Origin of the sequence: Enterococcus sp. DIV0724b (genome assembly GCF_050531475.1) — a bacterium.
In the GTDB taxonomy this organism is placed as follows: Bacteria; Bacillota; Bacilli; order Lactobacillales; family Enterococcaceae; genus Enterococcus_L; species Enterococcus_L haemoperoxidus.
Genome location: NZ_CP172890.1, coordinates 1,282,452 through 1,298,911, shown reverse-complemented (window position 1 = coordinate 1,298,911; position 16,460 = coordinate 1,282,452). Strand labels below are relative to the sequence as shown.

At 34.5% G+C, this 16,460-nt stretch carries 13 protein-coding genes; all 13 read right to left on the bottom strand.

Going from position 1 to position 16,460, the window contains the following annotated elements:
* Positions 1 to 53: 53 nt before the first annotated feature.
* Positions 54 to 2,822: a helicase C-terminal domain-containing protein gene (locus IGJ02_RS06010; protein ID WP_430603633.1), complete on the bottom strand. Its 2,769-nt coding sequence runs from the start codon at positions 2,820 to 2,822 to the stop codon at positions 54 to 56.
* Positions 2,823 to 3,469: 647 nt separating this feature from the next.
* On the bottom strand, positions 3,470 to 3,973 hold the full coding sequence (locus IGJ02_RS06005; protein WP_430603631.1) for a DNA topology modulation protein: 504 nt from the start codon (positions 3,971 to 3,973) through the stop codon (positions 3,470 to 3,472).
* A gap of 350 nt (positions 3,974 to 4,323) precedes the next feature.
* Positions 4,324 to 5,043, bottom strand: a complete 720-nt coding sequence (locus IGJ02_RS06000; protein ID WP_430603629.1) for a YcjF family protein — start codon at positions 5,041 to 5,043, stop codon at positions 4,324 to 4,326.
* Positions 5,044 to 5,270: 227 nt separating this feature from the next.
* The gene (locus tag IGJ02_RS05995; RefSeq protein ID WP_430603628.1) at positions 5,271 to 6,788 is read right to left on the bottom strand and encodes a hypothetical protein; all 1,518 of its coding nucleotides are present in this window, start codon (positions 6,786 to 6,788) and stop codon (positions 5,271 to 5,273) included.
* A gap of 295 nt (positions 6,789 to 7,083) precedes the next feature.
* Positions 7,084 to 8,526 (bottom strand): amino acid permease, encoded by a 1,443-nt coding sequence (locus IGJ02_RS05990; RefSeq protein ID WP_010760915.1) that lies wholly within the window; start codon positions 8,524 to 8,526, stop codon positions 7,084 to 7,086.
* Between the two features lie 268 nt (positions 8,527 to 8,794).
* Complete coding sequence (locus tag IGJ02_RS05985; protein ID WP_010760914.1) at positions 8,795 to 9,607, bottom strand: ABC transporter permease; 813 nt, start codon at positions 9,605 to 9,607, stop codon at positions 8,795 to 8,797.
* Between the two features lies 1 nt (position 9,608).
* Positions 9,609 to 10,523 carry an ABC transporter ATP-binding protein gene (locus IGJ02_RS05980; protein WP_430603625.1) on the bottom strand — a complete coding sequence of 305 codons (915 nt, stop codon included), beginning with the start codon at positions 10,521 to 10,523 and terminating at the stop codon, positions 9,609 to 9,611.
* A 3-nt stretch (positions 10,524 to 10,526) separates the two neighbouring features.
* The gene (locus IGJ02_RS05975; protein ID WP_430603623.1) at positions 10,527 to 11,258 is read right to left on the bottom strand and encodes a hypothetical protein; all 732 of its coding nucleotides are present in this window, start codon (positions 11,256 to 11,258) and stop codon (positions 10,527 to 10,529) included.
* Positions 11,259 to 11,960 (bottom strand): hypothetical protein, encoded by a 702-nt coding sequence (locus tag IGJ02_RS05970; RefSeq protein WP_430603622.1) that lies wholly within the window; start codon positions 11,958 to 11,960, stop codon positions 11,259 to 11,261.
* Positions 11,957 to 12,655 carry an ATP-binding cassette domain-containing protein gene (locus IGJ02_RS05965; RefSeq protein WP_010760910.1) on the bottom strand — a complete coding sequence of 233 codons (699 nt, stop codon included), beginning with the start codon at positions 12,653 to 12,655 and terminating at the stop codon, positions 11,957 to 11,959. The genes IGJ02_RS05970 and IGJ02_RS05965 overlap by 4 nt, the downstream gene beginning before the upstream one ends.
* Before the next feature lie 2 nt (positions 12,656 to 12,657).
* On the bottom strand, positions 12,658 to 13,020 hold the full coding sequence (locus tag IGJ02_RS05960; RefSeq protein ID WP_430603621.1) for a GntR family transcriptional regulator: 363 nt from the start codon (positions 13,018 to 13,020) through the stop codon (positions 12,658 to 12,660).
* Between the two features lie 189 nt (positions 13,021 to 13,209).
* Positions 13,210 to 14,652, bottom strand: coding sequence for a catalase (locus IGJ02_RS05955; protein WP_430603620.1), 1,443 nt, complete (start codon positions 14,650 to 14,652; stop codon positions 13,210 to 13,212).
* A gap of 4 nt (positions 14,653 to 14,656) precedes the next feature.
* A complete protein-coding gene (locus IGJ02_RS05950) occupies positions 14,657 to 16,408 on the bottom strand; it encodes an IS1182 family transposase (RefSeq protein WP_430603618.1) in 1,752 nt (583 codons plus the stop codon).
* Positions 16,409 to 16,460: the final 52 nt, after the last annotated feature.

The following is a 16,460-nucleotide window of genomic DNA, read 5'->3' as shown; positions in this document are numbered from 1 at the left end:
CTGGCTACCATTATAGCAGAAAATCAGTTTGATTTAATAGATAGTAGCCAAATTTATTTATTTAAAAATTCTTTTAGCTCTGACGTTATTTCTACTATTGATTCTTCTTTCACCACTAAATTTTTCGGCAAAGCTTTTAACATACGCTTACCATACTTAGCTGTCACCAAACGCCTGTCCAAAACAACTAGAGCGCCTTTATCCCCGTCAGAACGAATTAAACGCCCCAATGCTTGACGCAAACGTAATGCAGCTTTAGGCAAAGCCTCGTGAGTAAAGGGGTTGATTCCTTTTTCTTCAAGGTAGTCATAACGTGCTTTGACAAAAGGTCGCTTTGGATTTTCAAATGGTAGACGTGTCACGATCAACAGCGATAATGCTTCTCCAGGCAAATCGACACCTTCCCAAAAGCTATCAGCACCTAATAAGATACTATTTTTTGAATGAGCGAAACGTTTTAAAATTTTTTCTCGACTCCCACTGATTCCTTGTGCTAAAAGCTCTCTTCCTTCATTTAAATATTGCGGATGTAAACGGTAATAAACACTGGATAATATCTCATGTGATGTGAATAAAACCAATATGGAACGATCTTGTTCTTGTGACAATTCTTGAATCACAGACGCAATGTAAGCCGAAAATTCTGCAGCATTTGCTTGACTGATCGCAATAGCTTCTGTTGGAATGTACAAGCGAGCATTTTGTTCATAGTCATAAGGATCAGGTAACGTTTTAAACAAAGCATCCGACAAGCCTAATTTATTAGGCAAATACTTCTTATCGTTCCCGAACTTCAACGTTCCACCCGTGTATAAAATCCGCTGATAGCGATCATACCAAATCGTCTCAGGCAAAATACTCGCCTCTAAATCATTGATTGCAAGTAACCCGTATCCTTGAGGCGTGGTACTATATTCTTTGATCCAGCGAGGATGCCATTCATTAACATAAATATCAAAACATTCATATAGAAATTCAATCCGCTCAAAGAATTGCAATAGACTAACAAATATAATCCGCTCTGATGCTGTATACTTTTCCAACTCATCAACAATTGACTGCCGTAATCTATTTTGGATTTCCTGCATTTCAGTTAAAAGGATTTCAATCTTTTGAATCGAAGTCTCTCCATTCAATGATAAATGATCAAAAATTGGCTTAGTCAATAACGTCGCTTCCAAATTCGGTTGCTTATCGTTTTTAAAGAGTTGACTTATTTCATAAAACAAATCACTAAATTCTTCTACTAAATCATTCAGTGCTTTAGAATAAATCCGTAACAAACGTTGTTCTTGTGTTTCTGATTTAAAAATTTGATTCACTTGATCAAATAGCTGATCTTCTTCTAGATAAAGATTTGCCTGCTTTTTAAAAGCAGCATAATTAAATTGACGATTTGCAATCTTCCCAGCTATATCGGGTAGATGATGTGCTTCATCAATGATCAGATACGAACTTTTAGGTAAAAGTGGCACTTCTCTAAGTGTTTCTTGTGCCAAAAATGCATGATTGACGATCAATACATTGCTTTGTTTGACTTTTTTATAGAGAAAACGCACAAAATCTTCTTGATACAAGGAATCTTGATCAGATAAAAAATCGATTCCTCTATGGGCAACATCACGCCAAAAGATGTGGTTAAAATTCGTTAATTGAAGTTCATCAAGATCCCCTGTCTCTGTTTCCACAAGCCAAACCAAAACGCCCATTTGATACAATGCATATTGTTTTTGCTGTATCGGATTTTTCAGTGTCGCTTTAAATCGTTGTAAATCGATATAATGACGATGACTCTTAATGATTACAGCTTGAATTGGTTTAGGGCAAAGCTTGTTTGCTAAGGGAATATCTTTTTCTGTTAATTGATTTTGCAAAACGATTGAGACAGTACTGATAATGACTGGATTATCTGGTGTTGCTAAATAGCTTAGTGGAAATAAATATCCTAGCGTTTTTCCTGTTCCTGTCGCGGCTTCAATAAATAAATTTTTATTTTCATCCTTCGTAAAATGATCATAAACTAAATTCATCATCCGGCTTTGCTCTGAACGATAGCTGATTTTATCTGCAAAAATTTTTTCTTTGGCTTTTTTCTTTTGCGGAAAACTCGGTTTTCCATATAACTTTTCTTCATAAAGCGGAACTTCTTTTCTTCTCAAAGCAATGCCAGATACGACATGCTGTTCTACTGCTAATGGCTGAATATCCTGCTTCATTTCTTCGTATATATGATGGATATAAGAACTCGTATCCATTCCTGTCTGCTGACTTAAACGATCGATTGCTTCCATCGTAATCAACGGCAAACGGCGCATTTTCGCTTCGATCAATAACAAAAGTTCGGCCGTTACCTGCGCATCACTATCTGCTTGATGAGGATTATCATGAATCAAACCTAAACTTTCAGATAAGTCGCCTAAACGAAAACTTTTTTCTGTCGGTAAAAATATCTGAGCTAATTCAACTGTATCAATTCCGGGAATCTTCAATTTAGGCGTGCCGCAGCGAAGCAATTCTTGGGTTAAAAAGGAATAATCAAAATAGATATTATGTGCAACAAAAACGGTATCTGCTAGCAAATTATAAATCGTAAGTGCTACATCCTCAAAATAAGGTGCTTTTTGTACACGAGAATTACTAATACCGGTAAGCTGCTGGATCTGCTTGGAGATAGCCTGATTAGGATTGATATCAGTCGCAAAACGGGAAATGATTTTTCCTTCTTGGATCAATACACAGCCGAATTGAATAATCCGGTCAACCAATGGATCGGTCCCAGTTGTTTCTAAATCAACTACTGCGTATGTCTGCTTATTTTTCATGGACTTCCCCGCCTTTCCTCTATCCTTGAAAATTATACTACAAAATCAACTTTTTTTTTAGTGTTAGTTTGAAAGGTTTTGGGGTGAGGATGATTTAGGTGTTTTTTTGTGGTGTTATTATACTTAATGTGTTGGACATTTAATTCATTTTTCTACTTGTTTTAGTGCTTTAGCACTTAGAATTTGATATGATCGAAGTGCAACGTAGTAACAACTTTTTTCTCGCCATTTATTCAAATTTAGAGCGCGAAACAAAACGGATCTTTCGTTTTGTCTCACGCACTTGTTTTCTATGGTTTATATTTTTTGGCAATCTAATACTCTGAGCAATCGAAATTCCTTCAAAACAGTTTTTGTTTCTTTATCAACATGACTAATTTGAATAGTCGTATCAGATTATTACATTCAATTGTCTTAAATTTTTAGTTACTTTTCTTGGCAGCTACATACTTTTCACGAGCATCTATTAATCTTGTCTCATCGTTGGGCATGCTTTTTTTATATCATTGGCAGTAATAAAAAAATAGTTGCTACAATTTCTATAGGAAATGCAAGTAGACTTATGAATCCAAAAGCAACGATAGCATTCCCACCAGTTGACATTCCGATAATCATTAATATTAGTAGATACTAAATCAACTAACTTTTTATAGCTCATCTAAAAAAAGTTGAATCTGTTTTTTATTTTTTAAAACTATTACTTTCTTAGTTTTTGGTACAGTTTGTAATATTCTTAGAATATCAATTCTTTGTTTGTTAGGAAAATTCCAAACCCACTTTAAAAAGCTTAAATCAAACTTCTCTGGACAATTATTTTGCATATCAGGTCTGGTTATCCCGTTATATTTTTTTACTCTTTTTAAAATCTGATAAATACAAACGAATCTATTTCTATCTAAAAATATTATAGTATCTGCCGCTTTCATTCTAATATCCAGTGTTCCGCCGTAATTTCCGTCAATAATCCATGAAGGCTTCATGATTAGATTATTTTGTATTTCATTTTGGTACTCTCTATCTGTCATTTCCCAGTTAGGCTTCCAAAGTAGTTTATCTAAATGAAAAACTTCAATATCTAATTTTTCGCCTAGTTTAAGTGATAATGTCGACTTCCCAGCTCCACTTGAGCCAATTAAAATAATCTTTTTCATGAATATCCCCTCCAATGTAATTTTTCGGAAATTTCATTATAACACCTAAAAATCAACTTGGTATAGTCCTAATTTATGTTTTGTTGACTTCAAAGTAAATGAGTTCGATTTTAACGTATATTGTCAAAATCGAACTCATTATTCCTATTATACATAAAGCCATCTTTTATCTTAGTTGATACGTATCTTCTGTCAACGTAACATTGAGTTTCTGAATGTAAAATTCGATTGCTTCATCATACTCATCAACTACTGATGCTATAGGGGCTATAGATTGTCTCTAAAAAATGCCTTTATTATTTTACTGTTTCGATTCTAAATCCAAGATCATCCTTACTTTATTCACAAATTTATTTCGATTTTTTATTAGAATTTTGTACCGCATTAAACAGCGTTTTAAATTGTCCTTTAAACGTCATCGTTTGTTCAAAGATATCTTCACCATCATTTAACATTTTTACCGTTATCCAACCTAGTGTTTCTGTAATTGTGCTTGCAACCGTAGCATTGATAGCAGCACCAGCAACAGTTCCAACTGCAGGAATAAACTTTAGTATGTTTCCAACCGCACTTTTCCCAAGACCGACAACGACAATTTCCTTCCCTAAACTCTTACCCATACTTTCAGACCACGATTGTCCAAATATTTTATGTAATCGAGCCATCATAGTTAATTGAATCGGAACAAGTAGAAAGGCGTCTGAAAAAGGAATAGGCGAGCAACCTACAATAGCCGCTGTTAAGGATGCAGCATGAACCGTTTTATGACATTTTTTCCGCGTATCTTCGTCCACACCTTCCAAAAATTCATCAAAAACACTATCAAATTGACTTTTACTTTTATCCAGAACTTTTTCCGCACGCTCTTTTGATTTCCCGTAACTATTAAGAATAATTGAGGATGTTTTTTCAGGAAATTTTTTTATTACTTCAGAGAAAAATGATTCAAATTCTTTTTCATCCGCTTTACTATCCACATTTACAATTTCTTTAAGCTGTTCACTTTTCGTTACTTTATTTAGGTTAGATTTTTTTTCATCTGCAGTTTTTTTCTTAATCATTTTCTTCATGCTATTTACCTCCACTATGATTAACTATTATAGGCTATATGTATCTTTCAAATATTTTTTTCAATGATATACTTACTCTAATCATACATTAGAAATCTTATTTAACCAATCAACAACACTTTGGTTGAGGTACATAATTTACCTATACAAAAAATAGACTAGAGCAAAACTTATACAGTTTTACCCTAGTCTATTAAAATTCAATTCACTATACTCTAGCCTACTAACTACTTTTCGATCGGCATCATACTTAGGTTTTTCATATATTGATCCATTAAGATGTAGCCTTCCAAACGACGTAAAAGATCAACTGAGCAGCGGACTTTTTTACCAAATAAAGAACGGCTATAGGCTATTCCACGCATTTCTTGTAGAAAGTCATCTAAAGAAGAGACTAACCCTCCACAGCTTAAACGTCCGCAAATCAAGACATCTTCCTTGCGCTGTCTCAATACTTGTCCCCATGAATAGTTTAAATACTCAGCTTGACTGATCTGAGCGAGTAATTCAGAGCGTAAAATTCTTTTCTTTTGGGCTGCATTTTTCTTCGTCCCTAAACGCATACGTTTGTTCATGAAACACAAGTAGATTTCGTCTTCCAAGTTTTCCATTTCACTCTTTGAAAAATTTGGTATTTTTGACGGTGCTTCCAGAGCTTTACTTGCTTTTAGTTGTTTAGAAAAGCGCGGCCAATTACTCGGAGTTGCTTTTTGTGTTTTTCCTTTTTTGAATACTAAAAAATCAAGATCTAATGGGTGAGACTTTGGTATCTCTTGCGTTGTTTCTTTTTTTACCTTAGGCTCAATTGTGTCCTTAATTTTTTCTACCTTCACTTGCTTACGTTTCAATTTCATTGAAGTACGTTCTGTTTTTGCTTGTTCATTATTTTCTGGCTTTTGGATTGACGAAGTTATAGGTTCTTCTTCTACTGGGAAATCTTCTTGAACTGGTTTTTCCGCCAATTCTTTCTCCGACTTTTTTTCTGCTTCTTCTCCTACAACTTCCTTTAGTTCTACAAATTCTGAGGAATCAGTTTCCGCAATGGCTGACTTATCAACAAGTTCGACTTCAACATCAACAGATTCATCTAGGTCAGAGTATTGTTTCTTTTCAGATTTATTCTCTTCAACCACTAATGGCTGCGCTCTTTTAAGATGAATCGTTTGAATACTTCTTGAAATGATCGGATCACTTTTAGCCGTATACATCTCAATTTTACCTTGATTGATCGTATCCGTTAAATCCGTAATCATTTTGCGTAGACGAAAAATCTCATTCGACGTTTCAAGCATTTGCTTCATCATCCCCTGTACTTCTCCAGAGTTCAATGTTGGCTCGCCTTTATAGACTAAAGATCGTTCATTCTTTTCAAGAGCGATTTGTTCAAACCATTGCTTTAAGTTCATACGAAGTTCTCTTCTAGTTGGTTCAAAACTTCCCATCAGTAATGTATAATACATGATTTCAGTTTCAACATACATATAAATCTTTTTAACTACTAATTCTTCAAATTCTTCTGTTGCATCCCAGCTATCACAGATTGCATCAAAAAAAGCTTCACCTTCCGCTAAATTTTGATAATCTTTTGCTAGATTTAACTTTCGAACTAAATAAAATGAATAAGGGGTATCTACATTATCGGCGTAAATCTCACGGCCAAGATAATCGGGATCAACATCTTTACAAAGGTAGGTTGATCTTTCTTCTTTTTCTGATTGACGTTGTCGCTTACTAATCGTTCTCACTTCCTCAATTTTTTTCCTGAATAAATCGTATCATTTTTTTAGAAAAAAGAACAGGCTTCTATTTCATTATACCGATAAAAAGGAAGAAATGTTCTCATTTTTTTACAAATATATGAAATTAAAAGAAAAATAAGTCAAATAAGAACCATTAAACTTGCAATAGTTTAAATAAATCAAGCGTTTCATTATAGCCTTATTATCCTCAAAATTCGTGAATAAAGATCGTTCTAATCTTTTAAAGATAAATAAAAAAAGAGGAAAATACTCACTTACTGAGTATTTTCCTCTCTTCTTCTTAATTTATTTGTGCTTTCTTTTTATCACGACGAGCTAAAGCAGGTAGAATCATACCTAATAGAATCAACACAACTGGTGTGATAATATTAGAAGCCAACTGGAAGAACCATGCTTTAGGATCTGCTGCAAAATCAACTTTTGGCACCATTCCTAAAATACAAGCGAATGCTGTAAATAAGAAACACCATAGTCCAAAGCCAAAGGCAATTTTAGGATTTTTAATAAATTTGTATTCCGATGAATAATTTTTATACGCTTTATTCAACATCATATATGCAAAGAATACCCATAGATAACGCATTGGCATCACAACAGAATTTAGGTTAGTCAACCATTTCACGAGTTCTTTGATATTGTCGATACCAAACATCGGTAATACGATGATGATACTAACTAAAATACCTGTTAACAAATAACCATTAACCAACGTTCCTTTTTTACTTCTCTTACGTAATGCTGCTGGAACGTAATCTGGATCTGCATCCGCTAAAAGAATTTGTAGGGGTGCATCGATTGAGAAGGCTAAAGCTGAAATTTGTCCGATACCGTTTGTGATCGCATAAATGATCATCAGTAAGTTACCAACACCATAATACTCACCTAACAATTGGAAGGCAGTATAAGCACCATTGGCCATTAAATCTTCTGGAATATTATTACTTGCAAATAACATCCCCATTGCAAATGAACCCAATACAGCGGAAACACCCACCATTGCAGCTAAGAAAATCATTCCTTTGGGAAATTCTTTAGCTGGATTTCTCATTGAGTTTACATATGGCGAAATTTTTTCAGCTCCACCAACAGCAAACACCAACATGGAAACCGTCGTAAAGTAGCTAAAATCAAATTTAGGGATATACGTACTAAGCTTGTCCATATGAGGTGTAGCGAATTCAACAGTCGAATTCATCATTGGCGCACCAATTGCTAATAAGATAAACAACATGGACATGGCAAAAATCGCAGTTCCTGCCATTCCACCAATGACTTTTAGGGTCATCAATCCTTTAGTAGATAGTAATAAGAAAATCAAGAAAATAGCTAAAGATATCAAGGTAATTCCTACAACTGAGAAATTATTTACAATATCACCATTGCCTTGGATTGCCCAGCCAAAAGCAATCAGAACTAATTGAGGCTTTTGAGCTAAATACGGGATATGTACGACCCAATACGTCCATGCAGCATAATATGCCAAACGCTTTGTACTCGTATTTTGAACCCACGAACTAACTCCGCCGCTGCTATCTTTAAATGTTGAACCAAGTTGTCCTACGATCAATGCGTAGGGAATAAAATATAAGACCAAAATCAAAACCCATGATGTTACAACTGAGATTCCTTGTTGTGCATAGTTATTCACGACATTACCTAAGCCCCAAACCATGTTAAAGGCAATCAGACCAACGGTAAACCATCGCATTTGCTTTTGTTCCATCAAAACACTCCTAATCATAATTAAGTATAAAATATCTTTTTAATCATAATCATTTTTAAGAGTTTAAACAAGCTTTCACATGCATAAATATTGATTTTATCAGCAATTTATTAGATAAAAAACGAGAACGCCCATGTCCTCTAATAAATTATTCCTCTTTCTAAAACAAAGAAGACCAAAACCTTGATAAAACAAAGTTCTAGTCTCCATCGTTATTTTATATTCCCTCTATATTTTCTCATTAACATTAGAATATGGCTATTAAGAATCAGCTTAACGAAACATCCCGCTTTTTAAATAATAGCTGCATCACAAGATAGATAATCATACTATACACCAAAATCCCACCAGCCATTTGCCAAAAATTCAAGTAACCCGGATAATTGCTCACAGCGTCAGTATTTTCCATGACTGTATTTTTGATATTCAGCATATTGAACGGATTCCATTTCAGCCATTGATGCTTTGAGATTACAACATTCAAAAATGAATTAATAATGCTACTTCCAAATAAAACACCTAGCCCAACACCCACAGCTAAACTCTGTGAACGTACTGCAGCTGAGATAAATAATGTAATTGTGATATACAATAAAATCAATAACAGATTGGCTCCGGCATATGCACCAGCAACAGTTAAAGCATTCCAACCATGATAACCTTTTACAACAGCTAAAGGAGACTGAGCGCTTAACAATAAATTTGCGGAAACAAGGCTGCTAATATACAAAATCACTGTTCCAAGTACACTATAAATCAAACAAGCAACAAACTTTGAAAATAAAATTTGGCTTCTGGTAAAAGGTCGGATCAGTAAAAACTTGATTGTTCCACGACTAAATTCTTCTGCAACGATCGAAGCCGCAACTACTACTACGAATAAATTGAGAAATGAAGTCATTTCAGTCAAACTCGCAAATAAATCATTTGCTTTCATCATAATATCTCCACTTGGAGACTTGGCCGTTGATCTTACTAACAATGTGATCGCAAAGGTCATTACTACTAACATGATCCACATGATCCAAGAAGATTTTTTCTTGATCAGTTTTAACCATTCATTTTTTATCAACACGCTCATGTTATAATCCTCCATCTTCTGTCCAACGTAGGAAATTCTCCTCTAGAGAATCCACGTGTACTTTTAACTCTTTGATTCCAATACCTTTATCTACCAATTGTTTGACTAAAACTGTTCTAGTATCTTCTAGTAATTCGATCTTTAAATAGTTTCCATCGACATTCACGCTATATTCTTGCTCTTTTAAGAAGCTTAGGGCAGCTTGTTGCTGATCAGTTTCTAACAATAAAATCAGTTTGTTTTCATCTTCTTGGTTATTCATCGGTCCAACATAGGTAATTTCTCCTTTTTGAACGATCACTAAATCATCGCATAACAATTCCATATCACTTAATTGATGGCTTGAAATCAGCACACCGACCCCTTGATTTTTCAACGCCTGGATCATCTCCCGGAACTCGCGCATGCCTTTTGGATCCAAGCCATTCATCGGTTCATCCAAAAGCAGCAAATCTGGTTGATGTAATATAGCTTGCGCTACACCCAATCTTTGACGCATTCCTAAAGAGTAAGTTTTGACCTTTTGATCAATGTTATTTTCAAGATGAACACTGTGAATCACCTGAATTAATTCATCATCTGTAATTGGTTTGGGTGACATCCTAACATACTGTTTTAAATTTTCCATCCCCGTCATATAGTTATAAAATTCAGGATTTTCAACAATTGCACCGACGTGAGCCATTGCTTCTTTAAAGTTTGTTGAAAGTGATTGACCGTCGATTTGAATCGATCCTGCATCATGACTCATTAGCCCTACTAACATCCGAATAATCGTTGTTTTCCCTGCTCCATTAGGTCCTAATAAACCGGTTACTTTCCCACTTTTAACAGTAAATGACGCGTCTTTGATAATTGTTTTTTTGCCGACACGTTTTGAAATATTTTTTACTTCTAATACTTGTTTATTTTCCATGATTTACCTTCTTTCTGCTTCAATATATTTCTTCAAAATAAAAATACTAACCACACAGCTAATCACAAGTAAAAATCCATCAAAAATTAGATCTTCTAAATACAACGGAACATACCCTACAGTAACTTTAAACTGATGACTATCAATAAATGCGATTTTTTTGTAACCATTTAATAGTTGATCGCTGACGATGACTTCTGCCGCAAACAAAAATAGAAAGAGTACATATTTTGATACTCTTTGCAATCTAACAGGCGCATTCATGCTAATCAGACTGCTTAATAAATAGACAAACTGGACATAAATTGATGTAGAAAAGAAAAAATAACTGGCAATCAAAAGATGTTTCCAATACTCTTGAAAATTCGCCATATCTGCTTGTTTATCCAAAATAAAAACTAACCCGACAAGACACAAATAGTAACAAAACATGAAGAATATGGTTGTAATCCAGCTAAAGAGAATATTACTAAAATAAAATTTTGCTTCACTGATTGGTAGTAAACGATATTGACTTTTTTTCCAAACTTTGATTTGTCGATACATTTCCCAGATAAAATGAGCGAATAGAAAGAAAAACACCATAATCAATACAAATTGAGCAATTCCTTGAAAATGCATTTGTTGAAATCCTACTTTATAAATCATAAAACCACTGAGAAGTAGAAATGAAAAACTACTAAACATCCAAAACAAACGGCTCTCTTTCCTATATTCATTCCATAACTGCCACATTTATTTATCCCCCGCTTCCACATACCGATTAATTAGCCAGATGCTTAGGTTAAAATAAAGACAAGCCGTTACTAATTGCAACATTACTCGAAAATAGATTTCTTGCTTCAGACCAAAAGTATTCCGCACAAGCCCTTTTAAGATGCCCAAGTCAAATCCTGAAAAATGATCCATTAAAATCATAAAGACTATAAATAATAAGATTTCAGCTATCCAACGAAATCTCTTTTGGATAAACTGCTTACTCGCAGAGTAAATAAAAATTAAAAATTGTACCACTAAAAATAAAACGACTATATCAACAATTGCAGCCACTCCCTCGATCCACGTTGTGCTTAGATCAAATGGTATATTAATTATCGTATAATTTACCACCACTCCAATAAACGCATTTCCTATGAAAAAAACAAATCCCACGATCGTACTGAAAATAACGTTATAAAAATACAGTTTTCCTGTACTAATTGGCAGTAATCGATAGTCAGTTTCCCGAAAAAATTGATAAATGCGATTAGATTCTAGTACAAAAAAGAGCAGCAAAAAAATCATGATCGAAAAAGCTAAAAATGCTGCACTAAAATCAGTCGATTGTTGCTTGACGTTATATACATTTACAAGCCCTAAGAAGATTGTCAAAAGACACGTAACACTATAAACTAAAATAAGTGTCTTTGAGAAAAATAACCGAAATAGCTTAATCATATTTCGTACACCTCTCGATACAAATCTTCTAAGTCTTTATGTTTTACTTCTTTGATTGTTTCTAAAGATTCATGAAGTATGATCTGACCATCACGTAAAAACATTACTTCATCAATAATATTTTCAATTTCTCTTAACTGATGCGTAGTGATAATGATGGTACTTTCTTCGTCAAACCACTGCAACAATGATTGTATGATTTTTTCTCTTGATAATAAATCTACTCCGCTCAATGGTTCATCTAATAAATATAATTTTGCTTTTCTAGCCAACGTCATACTTAAAGCAAATTTTTCTGTATTTCCTTTTGACAAGTTCCCTATTTTTTCTGACTCACTCAAATTCATAAATCGCAATAATTCGTAAGCTCTTCGCTTATCAAAATCTGAGTAAAAACGTGCATAAAATGAAATGACCTCTTCTATTTGCACGTTAGATTGAAAATTATTCTGATCTTCTAAATAAGCCACAAAAGATTTCGTTTTTGTCCCAACGACACAGTTATCAATTAAAATCTGACCTTTCCAATTCAAAGCTAAACCAGAAAGCAAGCGCATGATCGTTGTTTTTCCAGAGCCATTCTCCCCAATCAGTGCAATGATTTTTCCTGATGAAACAGAAAAATTCAACTGATTAAAAATTTGTTTCCTTCCCTTACGATAACTCAATTGTTCAATCTTAACTAATTCCTTCATGGTTATTTCTTCCTTTCAATATACTCTCCCAATAACTGTTTAGCTTGTTCATCTGCCCAACCAAATTTTTTCATTTCTGCTAAAAAATTTTCGATTACTTGGCCAACTGCCTGGTTTTGTAATTGAGCAATTTTTTCAGTATCTTCTGTTACGAAACGACCTAATCCACGTTTAGAAAATAAAATATCCTCACGCTCTAATTCTTGCAACGCACGTTGAACGGTATTTGGATTTGTAGCTAATTCGACCGCCATCTCTCTTACAGCTTTAACTTTATCTCCCGGCTCAAACTTTCCAGAAACGATCTGCTGAATGATAAAGTCCATAATTTGTAAATAAATCGGCCGATCTGTATGGAAATCCATGACTCTACCTCCAATTGATTTTAACCTTCACTAGTGTTCTAGTTAAATAGTACACTAGTTGTAAAAAAAGTTCAATAATTTTTTTGCAACTAGTCGATACTCGAAAAAGAAAAAACTCTATGAAATGATCTAGAACATTCCATAGAGTTATATTACTCTATTCTATTTTTCTAAAAGACATACCTAAAACTATTGAATTTCTTCTATTGGTATATTTAAAGCTTCAGCGATTCTGGAGCCATAATCTTTATCCGCTTGATAGAATTGTTTGATTTCAAGAACTTGAATTTCTCGATTATCCACTTGACCTAAATTGTTTTTGATTGTTTGAACTAAGCGTTCTTTTTCATCTTCTGGAATCAAACGATAAAGATCACCTGCTTGAGAATAATGGTCTTCACCATATTCATAAGTTGCTGCCTGTCCTTCTACATCAAATGGCGTAATCGCTGCAGATTCGTCTTGGACTGGTCCACCTTGACTATTCGGTTCATAATTAACTGCCCCACCTGGATTATTTCCTTGCATAAAACCATCTCGTTCATAATTATTAACCTCATTAATTGGTTTATTGACAGGCAATTGATCATAATTAACGCCTAAGCGATAGCGCGCTGCATCTTTATAGGCAAATAATCTTCCTTGCAATAACTTATCAGGTGACACTTCTATCCCAGGCACCAAGTTAGCTGGGGAAAAAGCAATTTCCTCAACATCTGTAAAATAATTTTGAGGATTTTCATTCAATGTCATCTTACCCACTTCGATCAACGGATAATCCTTTTGTGAAACAACTTTGGTTACATCAAATAAATCATATTTATAGTTTAAACCTTCTTCATAAGGAATAATTTGTACACAAAGTGTCCATGAAGGAAAGTCACCTGTTTCAATCGCTCGAAATAATTCATCTGTTAAATAATCCGTATTTTCAGATGCAATCTGTGCAGCAACATCATCCGTTAAATTTTTCACCCCTTGGTTTGTTCTAAAGTGATACTTCACCCAAAAAACTTCCCCTTGATTATTGACCCACTTAAACGTGTGGCTGCCGTAACCATGCATCGTACGATAACTTGCTGGAATTCCTCGATCAGCCATCAAAATTGTTACTTGGTGTACAGATTCTGGTGAGTGAGCCCAAAAATCCCATTGCATATAAGGATCGCGTAAATGTGTTTTTGGATCACGTTTTTGAGAATGGATAAAATCTGGAAATTTCAAAGCATCATTGACAAAAAATACCGGCGTATTATTGCCTACAATATCATAATTCCCTTCTTCCGTATAAAACTTGACTGCAAAACCTCTGACATCACGATACGTATCGATATACCCTGATTCACCTGCTACTTGAGAAAATCGAATCGCTACTCTTGTCTTTTTACCTACACCATTAAAAAGCCCGGCTTTTGTATACATACTCATATCATTAGTAAGCTCAAATTCGCCAAAAGCACCAGCTCCTTTAGCGTGAACAACTCTTTCAGGAATTCTTTCGCGGTTGAAATGAGCTAACTTTTCTAAAAGATGAACATCTTGGATCAATACTGGTCCTCTTTTACCAGCAGTTTGTGAGTGTTGATTATTGGCTACTGGTTGTCCTTCGCTTGTCGTAATTTTTTTACTCATATTTTCACCTTCCTATATATATATATTCTTTACATATCAATAATAACTCTAATAAAGAGATTGTACAAATAAAAAAGAGAGCTTGGGACGTAAGTCCCAAGAATCTTAAAATAGAAGAGCGAAAATCGTAAAAAATGATTTTCGGTCTTCTATTTTTTAGATTGTGTAGAGAATCATCCTTGTTTATTAGCTTAGTTAGCCTATATTTCCTTAAATTTACTGCCATTAACGCGAATCCAATTTCATTGTGTGTCTGCTGTTTTCCTCGAACAGAGAAACGAGTGAAGCCTAAACAAGCCTTCAAATGTCCGAAAGCAGGTTCGACGTCAATTTTTCGTTGGCGATAGATTTTACCTGTTTCTACTTCTGAAAGCAGCTGTTGAACCGTCGCTTTAAAATATTCCCAGTTCATGTTCTTTTGAATCTCACGATTCTTGTCACTCTTCGCTTTTGTACATTGTCTTCGAAGAGGACAATTCGAGCAGTCTTCACATTCATACCGTTTTAAATACCGTTTAAATCCATATTTATCTGTACGAATAGAATAATTTCGAAAAGTCATTTTCCGTCCGTTTGGACAAAGAAACGTTTCCTCTACTTCTTGGTACGGCCAGTTTGCTGGAAGGAACGGATTTTGTTTAAACTTTCTCTTCTGTTCTTTATGATACATGGCATAAGTGATGAGTGGTGTTCGCTCATGATCCTCTAAAACCGCTTGATAGTTTTCTTCTCCTCCGTAGCCGGCATCTGCGACAATATAGTTTGGCAGATCAAAGAAACGCTCTTTTAAGGTGATTAAAAAAGGGCGGAATGTTCGTGTATCTGTTGGATTTGAGAAAAGATCGTACCCTAAAATGTACTGACTGTTTGTGGCAATTTGAAGATTATAGCCAGCTTTCAACTGCCCATTCTTCATGTGATCTTCTTTCATGCGCATAAAAGTGGCATCTAGATCCGTTCTAGAGTAACTGTTTCGTTGCCCTAAAATCTGTCTATGTTTTTGATAAGCGAGTTTTCGCTCTTTAAAGTCCTTGAAAAGTTTCCTTAATTTTTTTGGAACTTTTCGTTTAGAACGAATTGATTTGCGAGTAATTCCATCCTCTGCTTGTTCGATTTTGACTGTAAACTTTTCTACAACCTGCGCTAGATTTTCTTCAATCTTGCCTAATTCAGTGACAGATAATTCCTTTGCGGACTCTCGCTCAATTTCAGGAATAATTTGATTTTTTAACAATTCATCGTAGAGAAAATTTGATTTTTCAGTAAGCTTTTTATCAAAGTTATCAATGGATTTTCTCCAAACAAAGGTGTATTTATTGGCATTGGCTTCAATCTTTGTACCATCGATAAAAATGGCTTCTTCATCGATTAATTGTTCCTTGACTAATTGGCTACGAAACTGGACGAAGCACTCCCGAAGGAGTGCATTCACTAAAGGATTCACTCGAAAACGATTGATGGTTCGATAACTAGGTTGATAACTTTGAGTAAGCCACATCATGCGAATACTGTCTTTCGTTAGCGCTTCAATCTTACGACCAGAAAATACAGATTGCGTGTAAGCACATAAAATCATCTTCATCATCATTTTTGGATGATAAGAAGAAGGCCCCATTTGATGGTGAAAAGGAAGAAAGCGTTCCTCTGGAATACTTTCGACTAATTGATTAATGGCAAAAGCAATATCATTTTTTTCTAACTGAAAACTAAAATCTAGAGGAAGAACGACTTGATTTGTGGTATAATTTTTAAACATAAGAACACCTCGCTAGTTTATTTGTTTAGTCACTTTTATTTTAGCAAAGGTG